The following is a 17,922-nucleotide window of genomic DNA, read 5'->3' on the forward strand; positions in this document are numbered from 1 at the left end:
GAACGAGACGGCTGAATCCGCCGCGAACTTCACACCAGGAATCGCCAAGCTCCCCCAGAACAGCACCACGCTCCCGGCCTTCGGCGCGTACCGGTCGATGAAGTCCCGCAAACTGATGTCAGCCGAACTCTGCGACTTCTCGATCAGCTCATCCGGGACCAGTGCCCAGTCGATCCCGGCGTCAGATGTCCTCGGACAGCGCCCCCAGGCTCTCCCGCTCGTACCCGAGATATTCCTCCCATCCGAGCAACTCCACCCCGTCCCGCCCGATCCACCCAACTCTCCGCTGCCCTCGGCGCTCCACCCGAACCATCGCCCGGGGCAACAGGTCCGCCCTCGTCCCGTAAACACCCTCAGACATCACGAATCACCACTCGCAGCCTCCGCCCGCCGCAAGAACCGCAGCCGCTCGGCGGCACAACCCCTGACCCGCTTGGTCCGCCCCGCTTGGCTCAACTGCTCCAGTACGCCGACCGACGTCGACTCCGTAGAGGCCCGACGCTGCAACCAGTCAGACCATTCCAGAACCTGATCGGGTGCCACGGAGAACTCCACCCCCAGCTCGCCGGTCACGCCCTCCAGGATGCCGATCTCATCCCCGCGCAGAACAGCCAGCGAGTGGTTCCCGTTGGCTGAGATCGAGTCGACCCACCGCTTCCTCTCGGCCGCCGGAACGCGCTCCAGCATCTCGAGCACCACCGACCCGGCAATCGCCGCATCAGGCTCAAAGCCAACGATCCCCAGCAGCCGCCCCCACTCAACCGGCGATGCCATCATCCACCGGTAAACACCCCACCGCGCGTGCCCACTCGTCAGATCGAAGTTCTCGACATCAGCACGACGAGCCACGTCGAGAACAACGGATCTCCAGCTGGCAGAGTCAGCAGCAACCACGAGCACAGGGTACGCGCGGACGATCCGCGCCGGTGAAGCCTTTTCTCACCAACGGCGCCGCACGCACCCGTGCCCGACTCAGCGCCGCCGCTTCCTCTGAGTTCAAGAGTCATCACGAACGGAGCGGGACCGATCCCACGCCAGCTCGAACTCCTCCGCGCCGATCGGACCGGCATCGAACTCAGGCCGGCTGGAGATCTCCTCGAGCGCCGGAAACGGAATCTCCGAGAGCCCGACCGTCGTGGCCTCGTGATCCCTGTCCGCCCACTCAGCTCGCCCGTCCCGGTAGAACTGCACCCTCCGGGTCTCGTAACCGTCGTCGCCCAGCTCACTCAGATAGAGCACAGGTTCGTCCACAAAGTCGTGGTTCCAAGCGACCTTGACGTACTTCACCTCTGCTCTCCTCCCTTCTGTTCACCGCCGAGCACCTCACCGAGCCGCCGCAGGTTCGCCGTCCACTCGAGCCCGTCCGGCTCCACGCTCAGATCGTTGTGTCCAACCAACAACCGATCTACAGCCCTCCCCGCCAGCACCACCAACTCCGCCGTCGACCCGACCTCGACCTGCGGACCGTAGATCTCCGACCCGAACTCATCCCCACCGGCAACCACCGCAGCCGCCGCAACCGCGATCTCGGCCCGCCTCGCGTCGACGTACCCGATGCCCTCGGCAACATCCGACAGCGCCTCCGCCAACAGCCTCAGCCGCTCCCCCTCCGAGGCATCATCCAGATCCCCCGCAAAATCGGCCGCCGTGTCGTTCTCGAACGGCATGTGGCCCCACCTACTCATTCACCACACCTCTCCTTTCGCGGCTACGCACCCAGCTCGTCCAGGATCCCATCGCCGTCGAGCACCACATGGAACGGGACACTCGGCCGGTCCCAGTACTCCCCGTCGGCGACCGCTGTGGCCCATTCCTCGGCGACTCTCTTGATCATCCTCGCGAACGCCCCGCGGCTCAGCGGCTCGTCCTCCAGCAGGCGGTCGGCGTTCTCGACCGTCACCACGTACGCCGTACCGGGCAGCCACTCGAGATCCGCCAGGCACTCGCCGAGGGCCGGCCAGTTTCTCCCGAAGTACTCCGGCAACACCGCCGCCTGGGCGAACTGCTCGAAGACACCGTCGCTGGTGGTCGCCTGGGCCCCGTCCACCGCGATCACCACACCACCCCCGGCGCGAAGCTCGCCAACCATCACCTCGAAACTCGGCGACCCGAAGTCGGCGACCAACACCCATGGCGGCCCCACCTTCAGCAGCGGATTGTCACTCATCGCCTCAGTCCCTAGTCGTAGCCGACGTACATATCCTCGGCCCACGACGGGATGCGCTCCAGCCCCCTCGAAACGGCCGAGCGCCTGGTTCTCGCTCGGTTCAACGTTCATCCGGGCCTCCCCAGGTCGCCGTACCGCGGTCATGCTACGGGTCGACCGCGGACGGATCGCTTGAAATCAGTCGTCCGCGCGCCAGTACGACGGTCTCCACCAGTAGAGCTGCGTGCGGTCTCCCGGCCAGTCCGTCGTGGTCTCGTCGGGTGTCTCGAAGTTGTCCGTCTGCAGATCAAGCGGTCGGAAGCCCTCGTCGAGAGGCTCCTCGTCATTCGCAGTGCGGGCCCTGGAGGAGAAGGGCTCCTTCGAGTATCCGTGCTCTGCGTAGAGACGCTGCGCGTCGATCAATGACGTTCGGTTGGCGCCCGTCAGCTGGGGCCAGCGGAGCTGGACCACGTCGTCCTCCCAGCCGCAGACCGGGCAGATGGAGTACGAGCCCGGCGCGGAGGTGTGAACGAGCCGGCCGCAGCAGGGACACGGGTATCTGAGCATGACGGGATCTCCGGTCCGAGGGCTGTGGAGGGCGCCAGATTAGTACGTTGCTGCGCTACACCTTGTTGCGGCGTCCGGAGAAGACACCGGAGATGAGCGCGGCCAGTGTGATCGCGGGCAACGCCGTAGCGGCGACCGTAGTCGTGTAGTCGAGCCAAGTCGGCGCCCAGCGCGCGGTGGTGATGAGTAGGCGAGTGCGGTCGTCGGGGTCTACGACGACAGGAACGTACGTGTTGGCGGCCGGGAGGGACAAGAGCTTGTCGGCGCCCTCCAGCGGAGTGGGCGCCGCCGTGTCGGGGTGGCGGACGATGACTGTGGTCATTTGGGTGTGGAGGGTTGTGGAGTAGACGGCCACGACCTCGACTTCACGGACGGGTTGAGTGAGAACGAGGTGCTCGTTGTCGTCGAGGTGGGACAGGGCGACGGGAGTGATGACCAGCCCCGCCAGCAGGACCGCGAGGGTGGCGGCGGTGCGGAGGGCGGTGGGGCAGGTCATCTTTCAGGGATACCTCACCGGGGGTGGGTTCGCCTGGTGGCGTGGTGGTTCGACACTGAATGGTTACTCCGGCTCGTTGCCGTCGCCGATCTTGTACGGCGTACTGATGCCCTCGTACATCAGGTGGGTCATCAGGCCCTGTGACGCGTGCGGGAGGTTGTGGCAGTGGTCCATCCAGACGCCGGGGTTGTCGGCCAGGAAAGCGATCTCGTAGGTTTCGTCGTCGCCGACCTCGAGGGTGTCGGTCCACCAAGGGGTGCCTGACGAGGGGACGCCGTTGCGGGAGAGGACGAGGGCGTGGTGGCCGTGCAGGTGCATGGGGTGGGACTGGCCGCTGGTGTTGGAGATCTTCATCTTCACGACGTCGCCGGCGGTGACCATGAACATCGGGACGTCGGGGTACTTGTGGCCGTTGATCGTCCACCACAGGCCGGGGACGCCGTCGAGGAAGCCGGGGCGGCGGCCGATGCGGTACTCGAACGTGCGGTCGGGATTGCTGACGTCGAGGCCCGGAGCGGTGGGCTTGCCGTAGGTGAGGAGGTCGATGGTTGCTGAAGACAAAGAATCAACAGGGGTCTGTACGCCGGGTGGCGCGATCGTCAGGCCGACGCCGCCGGCGTCGAGGCGGAGGCCGGTCGCCGGGACGGTGACTTCGAAGTCGGCGCGGGCGCCGGCAGCCAGAGGAAACGCGGATGTCGTCGGCGTCGGGCCATGGAGCTCGCGGCCGTCGACGGCGACAAGCTGGTACGACGCGCCGACCAGGCCGACGCGGATCAGCGCGTTGTCGGTGTTGATCGTTCGCACGCGCAACGTCGTACCGGCGGGGACTTCGACGCGCGAGGCGCCGGTCGAGCCGTTGATCGTGCGGCGGCCGTCGTACGTGTGGATGGCGGCGATGACATCGCGTTCAGCAGCGCCGATCACGATGGCGCCGAACAGCCCGTTGCGGACCTGCTCGCTGGAGACCTGATGCGAGTGGTACCAGTACGTCCCGGCACCCGAAGCCACGAAGCGGTACACGTGCCGGCCACCGATCGGTACGGCGTCCTGCGTGACGCCGGCGACGCCGTCCTCGGCGTTCGGGACGTCGATGCCGTGCCAGTGCAGGGTCGCGCCGTCGGGGACGGACTCGTTCACCAGCGTCACCTCGACGAGGTCACCGACCGCGGCGCGGATCAGCGGGCCGGGTGAGGAGCCGTTGAGAGTGTAGCCGTCGACGGATTCGCCGGACGGCAGCGAGAACGTCTGTTTGCGGGCGGTCAGCGTCACCGCGACATCCGCCACGCCCGACCGCGGGCCGGTGAGGTCGGCGACGCTGCGACCGCCGTGGTGCTGATGATGCGCAGCGGCGCCGCCGCCGTAGTCGGCGTACCCCATGTCCGTTGCCGAGTACGACGACGGGACGAGGCTGGTCGCCCAGAGGTACGCCAGCGGTGCGAGCACCGCCAGCGTCACCCCAAGCGCGATCAGCCGGTTTCGCACCGTACGCCGGGCGCCCGGCGCCGGAGCTTCCGCGTCAGGCACTGGCAGCCACCGGAGCCGCAGCCCGCCGCGACGCCGCGCCCGCGACACCGGCGATCGCGAGCCCGTTGATCCCGTGCAGAATCCCCAGCGCGGGCAGCCCGAACGACACCACCGCGAGCACGAACTGCAGCGCGACCAGCCCCACCACGATCCCGGCCAGAGCACGCCCCCGCGGTACGTCGGTCAGGAACGACACGATCAGGAAGATCAGCGCGAGCAGCCCGATCGCCGTCCCCGCCATACTGTGGTAGCTCTGCCCGAAGTTGCTGTAGTCGGCGCCGATCGTCACCCCGTCCTCCGCGTCGGCCGCGGTCGTGAACCCGGCCAGCGCGATCGCCGCCACCTGCAGCACCACCGCCAGCGCGATCAGCGATGCCAGAACCCGGTACGCCGTCCTCATGCGTGTCGCCGCTTCTTCACGAACACGAACGCCGCGACGATCAGCAGCAACGGCAGCACCGGCGGATGCCCACCGCCGACCACACACCCGACGGACAGCAGCACCGCGAGCCCGGCCAACGCGATCAGCAACGGCAGAGGTACCCGCCCCAACGGACCACGCGCAGCCCACGGCGGACGCTGCCCAGACCACGACGGCCGCTGCGGGCCGGCCTCAGCCTTCTTCTCCCCCGGCAGATCGGCGAACAACGCCGCCAAGTCCCCCGCGGTCTTCGCCTGCAGCGCCTGGCTGATCCGCTCGCTGTGCTCCTCCGCGGTCAATCGCCCCGCCTCGTAATGCTCCCCCAGCCGCCTGACCGCCTCCTGACGCTCGTCGTCCCCAACCCGCACGTTCTCGTTCATGACACTCCTCAGGTGGTCGCAAGAATCTGATGCCACCGATCGTGTCGCCCGAGCACCCCTCGCCGCGTCGCCTCGGCGGCGGCATCTCGCCTACCTCCGGCGGAGCACGGCAGCCGGCCGACGTAGTACGGCGTACTCCCCAGGGCGTACGCCGACTCAGGACCCGCCCAGGGCCGGCCCCTGAAAACCACAGGCGCGCCCGCACCGCGCGCGGCTAAACTCGCCAACGGCCGCCCGCCGTCATGTGGGCCGGCTGCCGGCAGACTCCGGCTCGCTCCATCGACCCGGCTCCCCAGTCTGCGTGGGCCGGCCCTGGAGGCGCGCGATGAACGCGATCACCGCGACCGACCTGACCAAGGTCTACCGCTACACCGAGCAAGCACCGGGCATGAGGGGCGCCCTCAAAGGCCTGCTCAAACCCGTACGCCGGCAGCGCACCGCCGTCGACGCCCTCACCCTGACCGTCCCCGAGGGTCAGGTGATCGGCCTGCTCGGCCCGAACGGCGCCGGCAAGACGACCACCATCAAGATGCTCTGTGGTCTGCTCCGCCCGACCGGCGGCGACCTCCAAGTCCTGGACCACGAGCCGCACAAGCGCTCCTTCGACTTCCTCAGCCGGATCTCCGTCGTGTTCGGCCAGAAGTCGATGCTCTGGTGGGACGTCTCGACGTACGACTCGCTGCTGATCCACCGCGAGATGTACGCGATCCCCAAGCCGGCCTTCGACGCGTCCGTCGCCGAGCTCACCGAGCGCCTCGACGTCGCGCACCTGGTCGACATCCCGGTCCGCAAGCTCTCGCTCGGCCAGCGGATGCGCTGCGAGCTCGTGCTCGCGCTGCTGCACCAGCCGGCGCTGCTGTTCGCCGACGAGCCGACCGTCGGCCTCGACGTCGTCGCGAAGCTTGCCCTGCGCAACTTCCTCGCGGAGATGAACCGCGACCACGGGACGACGATCGTGCTGACCAGTCACGACATGAGCGACGTCGCGGCGCTGTGCCACCGGATCGCGCTGATCGACCACGGTGTCCTGGGTTTCGACGGCGACCTGCAGGAGCTGCGGCAGCGCTCCGGCCAGCACGAGGACGCCGACCTCGACCAGGTCCTCGCCGCGATGTTCCAGGGCCGCTCGTGACCCGCCAGCTACGGCTGCTCCGGATCCTGACCGTCCAGGAGGTCCGGATGATGATGAACCACCGCTGGTGGCTCTTCCTCCTCCAGATCGCCAACGTCCTGCCACCGGCGATCGCACTGCTCGTCTGGCACGGCGCCATCGCCCAGGGCGCCGACCCGCCGGTCTCCACGACGTACCTGACCAGCTACCTCGTCCTGGTCAGCGTCGTCGCCATGATCACGTCCAGCTGGACCTCGGGCTTCCTGGCCGAGTCGATCCGGCTCGGCGGCCTCAACTCCTGGCTCGTCCGCCCCTGCTCGACCCACCTGTCGTACCTGGCCAACAACTCCGCCGAGAAGTTCCTCAAGCTCGGGCTGCTGCTACCACCGGTCGCAGTCCTCGGTCTGGTCTTCCGCGACGACCTGCGGCTACCAGGCGACCCGCAACGCTGGCTGCTGTTTCTGCCGGCGCTGGTCGTCGCCGCCGCGATGACCTTCGCGCTGGACGTCCTGATCGGCTCCCTCGCGTTCTGGATGGAGGACATCGCCGCCGTCGACCGCCTGCGCTACCTGCTGGCCAGGCTGCTCTCCGGCGGCCTGGTGCCGCTGGCGCTGTTCCCAGAGGCCTTCCAGCCGTTCCTGCACGCCCAGCCGTTCCGGTTCGTCATCTCGTTCCCGCTGGAGGTCCTGCTCGGTACGACGCGCGCCGTCGACTACGTGTACCAGGCGGGCTGGTTCGCCGTACTGGTCGGCGGCGCGATCCTGGTCTGGCGGCGTGGTCTGCGCGACTACCAGGGGGCGGGCGCATGACGCCGCGGCTGTTCTGGGCCTGCCTGAAGCAGGCGATCCGCCGGGACCTGCAGTTCCGCAGCCAGACGGCGATCAACGCGTTCTCGTCGGTCGGCGACCTGATCCTCGGCGTCGTACCGGTGCTGATCCTCACCGACGCCGGCGGCACCACCTGGTCCGGCCCACTGGCCGTCGCCGTGGTGGGTCTCTTCGGGATCTCCACCGGCCTGATGGACTGCTTCGTCCGGCCGAACCTGGCCAAGATGCACAGCTACGTCCGCCAGGGCGACCTCGACCTGATCCTGATCCGGCCGGTCAACGCGCAGCTGTTCTCAGGCCTGCGCTGGATGGAGCCCGCCGAGCTCGGCCGCGTGCTGTCCGGCGCCGCGATGGTCGCGGTCGGGCTGCACCTGGCCGACGCCAGGCCCGACGCCGCCCTCGCCGTACAGGCCGTCGCCTGGGCAGTGATCGGCTTCGCCGGGTTCAGCCTGCTCTGGGCCAACCTCGCCTACTCGGCGTTCTGGTTCGAGAGCGCCGAGCCGGTCAACGACATCGCCGCCCAGGTCCGCGAGGCCGGCAAGTACCCGATCAGCTACTTCACCGGTACGGCGCGGCTGATCCTGATCACGCTCGCCCCGGCCGGTCTCGTGGCGGCGGTGCCGGTCGAGACGCTCACCGGCACCGCCACCTCGCTCCTGCTCGCCATCCCGGCGCTGGCCGCCGGGCTGGTCCTCACCAAACTCCACTGGCACCTGGCCAGCCGCCGCTACAGCTCAGCGAGCAGCTGACACAGCGTTTTACAAGCGAGTACGCCGTTTCAGGAAGCCGCCGACAGGATCTGGTTGACGTCGTCGTTGGCCTCGGCCAGCGACGACGGCTCGGCCTCGAACGCCATCACCGCGTCCATCGCCGGGGTCATCACCGCGGTCACGTCCGCGGCGTTCGGGTTCGCCGGGTACGGGAACACGTCGCCCGCCGCGACCGGCTCCAGGAACGGCGTCACGTCCCAGCCGTCGGCCTCGAACGCGGCCTTGGCCAGCGGCAGCGACGCGCTCACCGCCGGGAACACCACCCCGGCCTTGGCGACGATGTCCTGCGCGGTCTGCGACCCGAGGAACTTCACCCACGCCCAGGACGCGTCCTTGCGGGTGGAGTCGCCCCAGATCGTGTCGGCCAGGCCGTTCATCATCGACATCCGCTTGCCGTTCGGCCCCTGCGGGAGCCGGGCCAGCTTGGTCTTGACCTGCTTCAGCCCGGCGTACGTCTCCAGCATCCAGGACCCGTTCGGCGTGATGCCGTACTTGCCGGCCCCGAACGACGTGGTCACGTCGACCCCGGACTTGGCCTGCGCGTACGTCGGCATGAAGCCCTTGCTGATCAGCCCGCGCCACCAGCCGATGGTCTCGGTGAACTTCGGGTCGCCGTAGAAGAACTTGGTCCCCCACGGCTCGCCCTCGGAGTACTTCCAGTCGTTGGTCGCGGCGTACCAGCTCCAGCTGGTCTGGCCGTCGGCGCCACCGGCGTCGCCGTACCCGAGGCCGTAGACCTTGACGTTGTCCTTGTCGAAACCGGGCTGGTCCCCGCGCCGGCCCTTGGAGTCGACGGTCAGCCGGGCCACGATCTGCTCGAAGGTGCCGCCGTCCTGCGGGTTCCAGGTCATCGCGTTCAGCTGGTCGGTGCTGATCCCGGCCGCCTCGGTGAGCGCGGAGTTGTAGAAGTAGACCTCGGTGTCGAAGTCCTTGGGCAGGCCGTAGCGCTTGCCGTCGGCACCGATCCAGCGCTCGGCCAGACCCTTCTGGTAGATCGACAGGTCGACCCCGTCGCGCTCGACGTAGTCGTCCAGCGCGAGCACCTGGCCCTTGTCGGCGAACAGCGGGTACTTCGCCGAGTGCGACGTGAACACGTCGGGCGCCGTACCGGAGATGAAGCCGGTCACCAGCTTGTTCCAGTAGTCGTTCCAGCCGTACTGCTCGATCTTCACGCTGTACTGCGGGTTCTGCTCGTGGAACACCTTCGCGCACTCGGTGTACATCGGCAGCTGGGCGGAGTCCCACAGCCAGTAGATGACCTCGCCGGAACCGCGGGACGCGGCGCCGTTGTTGCAGCCCGCGACCGCCGAGGCGGCGAGTCCGGCCAGCGTCCCCTTGAGCAACGTGCGTCGTGAAATGTTCATCCGACCCTCACTTGATCCCGGAGAAACCGATGGAGTTGGTGATCCGCTTGGCGAAGGCCAGGAACAGGATGATCATCGGCAGCGCCGCGATCAGCGTCGCCGCCATCAGCCCGGCCCAGTCCGGCCCTCCCTGCGGAGTCTGCGACCGGAACACCCCGAGAGCAACGGTGAGCACCCGGACGTTCTCCTGCTGCCCGACCAGCAGCGGCCAGAAGTAGTCGTTCCAGGAGTTGATGTAGGTCAGGATGGCCAGCGTCGCGATCGGTGCCGCGCTGATCGGGATCACGATCCCGAAGAAGATCTTGCGGTGCCCGGCGCCGTCGATCATCGCCGCCTCCTCCAGCTCCCGGTTGATGCCGAGGAAGAACTGGCGCAGGAAGAAGATCGCGAACGGGGTCATGAAGGCGCCCGGCAGGATGATGCCGGCGAAGCTGTTCAGCAGCCCGAGGTTCTTGATCAGCACGAAGTTCGGCAGCGTGGTGAAGATCGGCGGCACCATCAGCGCGGCCAGGAACAGCGCGAACACCTTGTCCCGGCCGGGCCAGCGCAGCCGGGCGAACGCGTACGCCGCCATCGCACTGAAGAACACCTGGCAGACCGTCGTCACCGTGGACACGATCAGCGAGTTGCGCAGGTAGAGCCAGAAGTTGACCGCGGCGCCCGAGCCGCCCTGGGCCTGCGCCTCCTCGACCGTCGACAGCCCGAGCACCCGCTTGAAGGCGCCGAGCGTGGTCTCGACCGGGAGCAGCGAGTTCGGGTGACCCGCGAGCTGGGTGTTGTCCGACAGCGCCGTCCGGAGCATCCAGTAGAACGGGAACAGAGTCAGCAGCATCAGGACGACGAGAACGACCCAGGCGACCGTACGACCCGGAGTGATGGACTTCCTCATGCCAGGTCACTCTCCTTGGCGCGGAGCAGCCGCAGCTGCAGCAGCGAGACGACCGCGAGGATCGCGAACAGCACCAGCGCCATCGCGGAGGCGTACCCGAAGTCGAACCGGGTGAACGCGCGCTCGTAGATGTAGTAGTAGATGACCCGGGTGGCGTTGATCGGCCCGCCCTGCGTGGTCACCGCGATGGTGTCGAAGATCTGGAACGAGCCGATCATGGTGACCACCAGGACCATCACCAGGACCGGCCGCAGCAGCGGCAGCGTGATCCGCCAGAACGTCTGCAGCTCACTCGATCCGTCCACCTCCGCGGCCTCGTACACGTACGACGGGATCGTCTGCAGGCCGGCGAAGACCAGCAGCGCGGTGTAGCCCATGTGCCGCCAGATGTTGATCCCGGCAACGGTCGGGATCGCCCAGTGCGAGTCGCCGAAGAACGCGACCGGGTCGATCCCGATCAGCTCCAGCCCCTGGTTGACGATGCCGACCTGGAAGTCGAGCATCCAGTACCAGACCAGCGCGACCACCACGTTGGCGATCAGGTACGGCAGCAGCATCACCGCGCGGACCGTGATCGACTTGGTCAGCCGGTACATCAGCATCGCGATCAGCACCGCCAGCACGGTCTGCAGGCCGATGTTGATCACGACGTACTCGACCGTGACGACGAGCGCGTTCCAGAAGAAGCTGTCGTGGATCATCCGTTCGTAGTTCTGCAGCCCGTTGAACTCCGGCGCCTGCAGCAGGCTGTACTCGGTGAAGCTCAGGTAGGCGCCGCGCAGGGTCGGCCAGATGTAGAAGACCACGAACCCGACGGTGGCCGGGGCCAGGAAGATCATCGCGACCTTCAGATCCCCGAGACTTCGTCGTTGTCGCTTCGGTGGGGCACTCGTCGTCACGGTCACAGCCGATCTCCTCCTCAGTCGATGGCCTGCACGTCCAGCAGGACCGCGTTCTCGGGCCACTGGGCCGGGGTCTGGACCCCGACGGCGGCCAGCGTCGCTCCGTTCAGCTCGACCCCGTCGGCCCACCAGGCCGCGGTGTTGCGCGGCTCAGGACCGGGGGTCGCCTTCTTCGTGACCCGGTACGTGCGCGTGGCGTCGAGCCCGGGCAGCCGGACCCGGCCCAGGTCGGAGGTGATCGACTGGGTCAGCTGGACGGCGCTGTAGACCGCGCGGGACCCGTCCTGCGCGACGACACCGTGCAGCAGGAAGTCCTCCGAGCCACGGTCGGCCCGGACCACCCGGCCGGTGTGCAGCAGCGGCCGGAGCTCCTTGTGCAGCGCGACCCACCCTGCCAGTTCCTCGCGCTCCTCGGCCGACGCCGCGCTGATGTCCCACTCGATGCCGAAGTGGCCGAACAGCGCCGTGGTCGCCCGGAAGGCCAGCGTCTGGGTGCGGCCGGTGGTGTGCGCCTTCGGCGGGCCGACGTGGCAGCCGATCAGCTCCGGCGGGAGCAGCAGCTGGGTGTAGCGCTGGATCTTCTGCCGCTCCAGCGCGTCGTTGCTGTCGCTGCCCCAGACCCGGTCGGTCCGCTCCAGTACGCCGAGGTCGACGCGCGCACCGCCGGACGAGCAGGACTCGATCTCCAGGCCGGGGTGCCGGGCCTTCAGCTCGTCGAGCAGCCGGTACAGCGCCAGGGTCTGGGCGTGGATGCCCGCGGTCCCGGTCTGCTGGTTGCCGCCGTCAACGAAGTCGCGGTTGTGGTCCCACTTCAGGTACGAGATGTCGTACTCGTTCAGGATCGCGTCGAGCCGCTCGAGAATGTAGTCGTACGCCGCCGGGATGCCCAGGTTGAGCCCCTGCTGGTGCCGCGCGGTCGGCGGCATCCGGTTGCCGGTGGCAAGGATCCAGTCCGGGTGCTCGCGGGCCAGGTCGGAGTCGGGGTTAACCATCTCCGGCTCGACCCAGAGGCCGAACTGGAGACCGAGACCGGTGACGTGGTCGACCAGCGGGTGCAGGCCCTTCGGCCAGATGCCCTCGTCGACGTACCAGTCACCCAGGCCCGCATGGTCGTCACGGCGGCCGCGGAACCAGCCGTCGTCGAGCACGAACCGCTCGGCGCCGACCTCGGCGGCCGCGTCGGCGAGCGCCTTCAGCTTGTCCAGGTCGAGGTCGAAGTAGACCGCTTCCCAGGTGTTCAGCACGACCGGGCGGTCGGTGGCGGGGTGCGTCGAGCGGGCGCGCAGGTACTCGTGGAAGCGCGTCGACAGCTGGTCGAGGCCGACGCCGTACGAGCCGTAGATCCAGGGGGTGCTGTAGCTGCCCTGCGGCTCCAGGCGGCCCTCGCCCGGCAGCAGCAGCTCGCCGCCGCCGATGACGGCGTACCCGCTCATGCCGCGCTCGGCGTACGAGCGGTGGTTGCCGCTCCAGGCGGTGTGCACGGCCCAGACCTCGCCGGTGCCGAAGTCGAAGCCGCGGGTGCCGGCGATCAGCAGCAGGGTCGCGTCGGCGCCGGTACGGCCGCGGCGGTTGTCGCGGATGTGCGCGCCCTGCGTGAACGCGTGCCGCTGCGGGTGCCGCTCGCCGATGTGCCGGCCGGTCATGTCGAACAGCTCGGTCGCCTCGGTCGGCACCGGGAGCGCGAGGACCAGACCGTCCACCGTGTACGGCGTACCGCCGGTGTTCGTCAGGTCGGCCTTCGCCTTGACCAGGCCGGAGTCGGTCAGCTCGACGGTGAGCGCCAGCGTGAGCTGCGCGCCGGCGTCGGCGGCCTGGACTCTGACCGTGTTGCCGTCCTGCTCGACGCTCTGCAGCTGGAACGACGCCGAGAAGTCCTTGCCGTCCCGGTGCCCGTTGAGCCCCGGAAGGCCGAACCAGCCCGCGGAGTACTCGGGGACGATCGCGACCGGGAGGTTGTCGTCCAGACCGTTGCCGGTCTGCACCGCACCGGCCCCCTGCCTGAGACCAACCAGGGCCGCCTCGGACAGCTCGCCGAGATCCGCACCCCAGTGCAGCACCGACGGAAGAGCCGGACCGGAACAGTCCAGCACGAGACTGACGCCCGCCGAGCGGAGCTGCAGCACCTTGATGTTCGACACTGTTGATTCACTCTGCTTTCTGATTGATTTCAGGACGGAACTATTTACCCTGACACGCCGAATGTCAATGCTTCACGAAGTTAAGTAAGTACCCTACGCCTTTACAACGTAGGAACGCCCGACTACCGGAGTAGTCGGGCGTTCTCTTGACGTTCTCGGGCGCTCAGCCGAGCCGGGCGCGCACTACCAGATCGTGCAGCGCGTCGTCGACCGACGGCCGCTCCGGCAGCGCACTCGCCGCCTCGGCGTCGTCGAGCGCCGCCTGCAACGCGGCGACATCTTCGCCCAGCTGCTCCACGGTCGGACCGACCAGCGGCCCGTGCTCAGCCTCGGCCTTCGCAGCCATCAGCTCCGGCAGGTACGCCGGCGCTTCGCGCAGTTCGAGCAGCTCGCGCAGATCCGCCTGGACCTCACCAGTCCGCATCAGGTGGATCCCGGTCAACAGCACCCGGAACGTGTAGAGCAGCGGCTTCAGCTCCCGCTTCTTCCCGAAGAAGTCCCACTGCGTCCTGCCGAACCCGCGGTAGTGATGCGCGTGCCACTTGGTGATGCACCCAGGCGCGAGCGCGACCAGCTCCTCATGCTCCGGTGTCGACGCCACCACCAGCGGCGACAGCACCTGCTCGAGCACGTAGCCGTTACGACGCAGCATCAGCCGGACGAACTTCACCAGGTCGTGGGTGACCAGATCGACCTCAGCCTCGTTCTCGAACCAGGTCCGTCGAGGTCTCGCATGTCACGTGTCATCGACGCCCCTCCTCCGGACCGATCTGAGCCAGGTGTCGACCCTAGTCACGTCGGGCGTCGCGGGCAGCATGGTTTTCTGCAGCGCCCGGTCGAGCTCCTCGTGCAGGCCGAGTCGCCAGCGCTCGACCTCGTCCCACGGGAGCGTGCCGGCCTTCACCGCGAGCAGCCGCTCGCGATCGTCGCCGACGTCCACGACCAGCTTGCCCTCGGCCAGCAGAGTCCGGGCCGACAGCAACAACCGGATCAGGTGCATGACGTGCTTCCACTTCGGCGACCCGTCCCGCCGGAAGTCCGCCTCCAGCTTCTTGAACTGACTCAGCACGTAGCCCGAGTAGGTCTGATACGCCAGCTGCGAGAGGAACGCCTCGCGCAGGTCGAGCAGCTCCTCGCCGAGCGGCGTACAGGAAACGACGAGCGGCGAGTGCAGCACCTCGAGCAGGTTCGGGTTCGCCTTGAGTGCCAGCTCGCAGAAGCGCTCGACCTCCCACGAGAACCACTCCGGCTCCGGCCCGTCCACATGCGTCGGCGGTTTCGCCAGCGACCAGAACGCCGCGGTCGGCGCGACATACACGCCGCGGGTGTCGGTGTCCGAGGTGTCCGTGTCGAGCCCGAACGCCCGCGACCCGACCACCGCCGCGTAGATCGTCCGCTCCCGCACCAGCACGTCGCCGTCCGGCGCCTCGATCCCGATCGCTTCGTCCTGGTACGCCGTACGCAAGCTCAGCTGATCCCGCCGCGCCGTCGTCGCGCGCCCGTCGACCAGGCGTACGTCGTACCGGCCATCGGCCGTCACCCCGTTGATCCGCCCGGTCGCCCCACGCTGCGCGGTCCCGCCGGCGTCATCCGCCCCGGCCACCCGCAACACCACCTGCGTCCCCACCGGCAGCTGCGGTCCCTCGATCGCCATGGCCGACATCCTCTCGCAGACTATTGACAAATAATTCTGTCAATACGACGCTGGTCCGCATGCAGCACTACCTCGACGAACCGGACGCCGTCCGGATCGCGCTCTCGCCGATCCGCCGGCAACTGCTGGACCTGCTCCGGGAGCCGTCCTCCGCGACCCAGCTGGCGGCCGCGCTCGAGCTGCCGCGGCAGCGGGTGAACTACCACCTGAAAGAGCTCGAGAAGGCCGGCCTGGTCGAGCTCGTCGAGGAGCGACAGCGCCGTGGGTTCGTCGAGCGCATCCTCAAGGCCTCGGCGACGATCGTCGTCGACCCCGGCGTGATGGGCAGCGCGTTCACCGCGATCCACGACCAGTACGCCGCCGAGCACCTGGTCGAAGTTGCCGCCGGCACCGTTCGGGACGTGGCCGGGATGCAGCGCAAGGCCGACGCCGCGGGCCAGCGGCTGCTCACCTTCACGCTGGAGACCGAGGTCCGGTTCGCCGAGCCCGGTGACGTGCACCGCTTCACCGATGCCCTGACCGAGGCCGTCCGGCAGGTCGTCGAGTCGTTCGACACCGCCGACGGCCGCCCGTACCGCCTGATCGCCGGCGGGCACCCCGCCGTCCGCCGTACCGAAGGAGAAGACAGATGACCGAGCCGACCCCGCAGATCGTGGTCACCATCGCCGCACCGGTCGAGGCGGTGTGGGACGCGCTGCGCGACAAGGACAAGATCCGGCACTGGCACGGCTGGGAGTACGAGGGCGCCGAGGGAACGCTCGACCAGGAGATCGACCTGATCTACTTCGACCACGTCGCGGTCGAGGACGCCGAGGCGCACGTGCTGGACATCCAGGGCGGGGACAAGTTCGTGGTCGAGCCGCACGAGGGCGGCGCGAAGATCACGTTGACCCGGGCGGCGCACGGCGACAACCCCGACTGGGAGGCGTACTACGACGACATCACCGAGGGTTGGACGACGTTCCTGCACCAGCTCCGCTTCGCACTCGAGCGGCACCCGGGCGACCCGCGCCGCACGCTCTTCTACTCGGGCACAGGCGTGGATCAGTTCAACCTCGCGGACCTGCCCGCCGGTACGCCGTACGAGCTGGACCTGCTCGGCGAGCAGGTGACCGGCACGGTCTTCTTCGTCTCCGAGCACCAGCGCGGCCTGACCGTCGACAGCTGGGGCGACGGCCTGCTCGTCCTCAGCCACCTCGGCCCGAACGAGCAGAAGCCCGCGGGCGCCGCGATGGCCGTGCTCAGCCTGTACGGCGTCGACGACGCGGCCCGCGCCGAGATCGACAAGCGCTGGAACGACTGGTGGACGAGTCACTACCCGGCGCCGACCGCCGGTTGAAATCTGACGCAACGGTGACAGCGCGCAAAGGTGTCAGCACGCTCGGTCTGTTCTGAGGGGTTACCGGAGAGTACATTCTCGCTGCAACGGCGGCCGCGACGAGCGGCCGCCGGCCCTCCGGCGAGAAAGGCCGTCCGCCCATGCGCCTTCGTCTGTGTGTCGCTCTGACCACCGCCCTGCTGACCACCGTGATCACCACCGCCCCCGCCCGTGCCGACGGGCCGGGCAGCGGTACGCCGTACGTCGTGACCGTCGGCGACTCCTACATCTCGGGCGAGGCCGGCCGCTGGGCCGGCAGCTCGAACAACTCCGAGGCCCCCGCCGACGCGCTCGGCGCGCACGCCTACCACGACAACGCGACCGGTACCGGCGAGCAGATCGCCAAGTGCCACCGCAGCAAGTCCGCCGAGGCCTACATCGGCGGCGGCGTCGGCGGCCTCAACCTGGCCTGCTCCGGCGCCCGGACGGCGACCTCGAACGGCGACGACTTCAAGCCCGGCCTCGACTTCTTCGACAACGGCGCCGGCCGGGTCGGCCAGGCCAAGCTGCTGCAGCAGTTCGCGACCTCGCACAACGTGAAGCAGGTGGTCGTGTCGGTCGGCGGCAACGACTTCAACTTCGCCTCGATCGTGCAGTCCTGCGTGACCGACTTCCTGCTCTCACCGTCCTGGTTCCCCGACTACTGCAAGGACGACTCGTCGGTGGTCGCGAACTTCACCGCCGCCAACGTCAGCACCGTCCGCGGCCGGATCGCGACGTCGTTCCAGAACCTCCGCACCGCGATGCGCAACGCCGGGTACGCCGACAACGCCTGGTCGCTGGTCGTCCAGACCTACCCGTCGCCGATCCCCGCCGGCAGCGGCTTCCGCTACGGCCAGACCGGCTACACCCGCCAGAACATCGGCGGCTGCGGCTTCTGGAACGCCGACGCCGACTGGGCCAACGCCACCGCGCTGACCACGATCAACAACACCGTCCGCGCCGCGATCGGCCAGTCCGGCCTCACCAACACCCGCCTCCTGGAGCTCCAGTCGACCTTCAACGGCCGCCGCCTCTGCGAGAAGACCGTCGGCCTGTACGAGGAAGTCGGCCTGACCTCCTGGACCCAGCCGACCGCCGTCGACCGCACCGAATGGGTCAACCAGATCCGCACGGTCACCACCATCGGCTCCAACTACTACATCCAGGAATCCATCCACCCGAACTACTGGGGCCAGCTCGCCCTCCGCTCGTGCGTCCGCCAGACCTACCTCCAGAACCGCGGCGGCACCTGCGCGATCGCAGGCACCGGCCTGGCCGGCGGCGAGCCGCGGATGACGCTGAACTGAACCAGCTCTGAGCGGCGGCCGCCCCCGGCCGCCGCTCAACCTGATCGGTTTCGGCCCGGCGGACCA

Annotated in this window: 20 protein-coding genes and 1 pseudogene; 6 read left to right on the forward strand and 15 right to left on the reverse strand. The window is 68.5% G+C overall.

The window, feature by feature from the left end:
- Positions 1-360 precede the first annotated feature (360 nt).
- The 9 genes from AB0M01_RS24340 to AB0M01_RS24380 all read right to left on the reverse strand — a co-directional run bounded on the left by AB0M01_RS24340 (position 361) and on the right by AB0M01_RS24380 (position 5,534).
- Entirely contained in the window at positions 361-894 is a 534-nt protein-coding gene (locus AB0M01_RS24340) for a hypothetical protein (RefSeq protein WP_363673167.1), read from the reverse strand.
- A 102-nt stretch (positions 895-996) separates the two neighbouring features.
- A complete protein-coding gene (locus AB0M01_RS24345; RefSeq protein WP_363673169.1) occupies positions 997-1,287 on the reverse strand; it encodes a hypothetical protein in 291 nt (96 codons plus the stop codon).
- Positions 1,284-1,667 (reverse strand): DUF4259 domain-containing protein, encoded by a 384-nt coding sequence (locus AB0M01_RS24350; protein ID WP_363673170.1) that lies wholly within the window; start codon positions 1,665-1,667, stop codon positions 1,284-1,286. The genes AB0M01_RS24345 and AB0M01_RS24350 overlap by 4 nt, the downstream gene beginning before the upstream one ends.
- 41 nt (positions 1,668-1,708) lie before the next feature.
- Positions 1,709-2,167, reverse strand: coding sequence for a barstar family protein (locus tag AB0M01_RS24355; protein ID WP_363673172.1), 459 nt, complete (start codon positions 2,165-2,167; stop codon positions 1,709-1,711).
- A 177-nt stretch (positions 2,168-2,344) separates the two neighbouring features.
- A complete protein-coding gene (locus AB0M01_RS24360; RefSeq protein ID WP_363673174.1) occupies positions 2,345-2,713 on the reverse strand; it encodes a CPCC family cysteine-rich protein in 369 nt (122 codons plus the stop codon).
- A gap of 55 nt (positions 2,714-2,768) precedes the next feature.
- Entirely contained in the window at positions 2,769-3,209 is a 441-nt protein-coding gene (locus tag AB0M01_RS24365; RefSeq protein ID WP_363673176.1) for a hypothetical protein, read from the reverse strand.
- Positions 3,210-3,272: 63 nt separating this feature from the next.
- Positions 3,273-4,733: a multicopper oxidase family protein gene (locus tag AB0M01_RS24370; protein WP_363673178.1), complete on the reverse strand. Its 1,461-nt coding sequence runs from the start codon at positions 4,731-4,733 to the stop codon at positions 3,273-3,275.
- Entirely contained in the window at positions 4,726-5,133 is a 408-nt protein-coding gene (locus AB0M01_RS24375; RefSeq protein WP_363673180.1) for a hypothetical protein, read from the reverse strand. The genes AB0M01_RS24370 and AB0M01_RS24375 overlap by 8 nt, the downstream gene beginning before the upstream one ends.
- Positions 5,130-5,534, reverse strand: coding sequence for a DUF1707 domain-containing protein (locus AB0M01_RS24380; RefSeq protein WP_363673182.1), 405 nt, complete (start codon positions 5,532-5,534; stop codon positions 5,130-5,132). The genes AB0M01_RS24375 and AB0M01_RS24380 overlap by 4 nt, the downstream gene beginning before the upstream one ends.
- Before the next feature lie 325 nt (positions 5,535-5,859).
- Here AB0M01_RS24380 and AB0M01_RS24385 point away from each other — a divergent pair, with 325 nt between their 5' ends.
- From AB0M01_RS24385 to AB0M01_RS24395, 3 genes are read left to right on the forward strand one after another with little or no spacing between them, the layout of a single operon-like run.
- Positions 5,860-6,666 carry an ATP-binding cassette domain-containing protein gene (locus AB0M01_RS24385; RefSeq protein ID WP_363673184.1) on the forward strand — a complete coding sequence of 269 codons (807 nt, stop codon included), beginning with the start codon at positions 5,860-5,862 and terminating at the stop codon, positions 6,664-6,666.
- Entirely contained in the window at positions 6,663-7,454 is a 792-nt protein-coding gene (locus AB0M01_RS24390) for an ABC-2 family transporter protein (RefSeq protein ID WP_363673186.1), read from the forward strand. Before AB0M01_RS24385 ends, AB0M01_RS24390 begins: the two co-directional genes overlap by 4 nt.
- On the forward strand, positions 7,451-8,221 hold the full coding sequence (locus tag AB0M01_RS24395) for an ABC-2 family transporter protein (RefSeq protein WP_363673188.1): 771 nt from the start codon (positions 7,451-7,453) through the stop codon (positions 8,219-8,221). Before AB0M01_RS24390 ends, AB0M01_RS24395 begins: the two co-directional genes overlap by 4 nt.
- 29 nt (positions 8,222-8,250) lie before the next feature.
- On the opposite strand, the gene AB0M01_RS24400 is transcribed toward AB0M01_RS24395, so the two are convergent.
- From AB0M01_RS24400 to AB0M01_RS24425, 6 genes and pseudogenes are all read right to left on the reverse strand, one after another.
- A complete protein-coding gene (locus AB0M01_RS24400; protein WP_363673190.1) occupies positions 8,251-9,606 on the reverse strand; it encodes an extracellular solute-binding protein in 1,356 nt (451 codons plus the stop codon).
- A 7-nt stretch (positions 9,607-9,613) separates the two neighbouring features.
- Complete coding sequence (locus AB0M01_RS24405) at positions 9,614-10,495, reverse strand: carbohydrate ABC transporter permease (protein WP_363673192.1); 882 nt, start codon at positions 10,493-10,495, stop codon at positions 9,614-9,616.
- Positions 10,492-11,400 carry a sugar ABC transporter permease gene (locus tag AB0M01_RS24410; RefSeq protein ID WP_363673194.1) on the reverse strand — a complete coding sequence of 303 codons (909 nt, stop codon included), beginning with the start codon at positions 11,398-11,400 and terminating at the stop codon, positions 10,492-10,494. The genes AB0M01_RS24405 and AB0M01_RS24410 overlap by 4 nt, the downstream gene beginning before the upstream one ends.
- 14 nt (positions 11,401-11,414) lie before the next feature.
- Complete coding sequence (locus AB0M01_RS24415) at positions 11,415-13,535, reverse strand: alpha-galactosidase (protein WP_363673196.1); 2,121 nt, start codon at positions 13,533-13,535, stop codon at positions 11,415-11,417.
- Positions 13,536-13,698: 163 nt separating this feature from the next.
- A pseudogene (locus AB0M01_RS24420) lies at positions 13,699-14,226 on the reverse strand (nucleotidyltransferase domain-containing protein); the annotation flags it as partial.
- Positions 14,227-14,271: 45 nt separating this feature from the next.
- Complete coding sequence (locus tag AB0M01_RS24425; RefSeq protein WP_363673198.1) at positions 14,272-15,189, reverse strand: nucleotidyltransferase domain-containing protein; 918 nt, start codon at positions 15,187-15,189, stop codon at positions 14,272-14,274.
- Positions 15,190-15,248: 59 nt separating this feature from the next.
- Here AB0M01_RS24425 and AB0M01_RS24430 point away from each other — a divergent pair, with 59 nt between their 5' ends.
- From AB0M01_RS24430 to AB0M01_RS24440, 3 genes are all read left to right on the forward strand, one after another.
- Complete coding sequence (locus tag AB0M01_RS24430) at positions 15,249-15,821, forward strand: winged helix-turn-helix domain-containing protein (RefSeq protein ID WP_363673200.1); 573 nt, start codon at positions 15,249-15,251, stop codon at positions 15,819-15,821.
- Positions 15,818-16,528, forward strand: a complete 711-nt coding sequence (locus tag AB0M01_RS24435; RefSeq protein ID WP_363673202.1) for a hypothetical protein — start codon at positions 15,818-15,820, stop codon at positions 16,526-16,528. Before AB0M01_RS24430 ends, AB0M01_RS24435 begins: the two co-directional genes overlap by 4 nt.
- Positions 16,529-16,668: 140 nt before the next feature.
- Positions 16,669-17,856, forward strand: a complete 1,188-nt coding sequence (locus AB0M01_RS24440; protein ID WP_363673204.1) for a hypothetical protein — start codon at positions 16,669-16,671, stop codon at positions 17,854-17,856.
- The last annotated feature ends 66 nt before the right edge of the window (positions 17,857-17,922 follow it).

This window comes from Kribbella sp. NPDC051770 (assembly GCF_040681455.1).
Lineage (GTDB): Bacteria > Actinomycetota > Actinomycetes > Propionibacteriales > Kribbellaceae > Kribbella.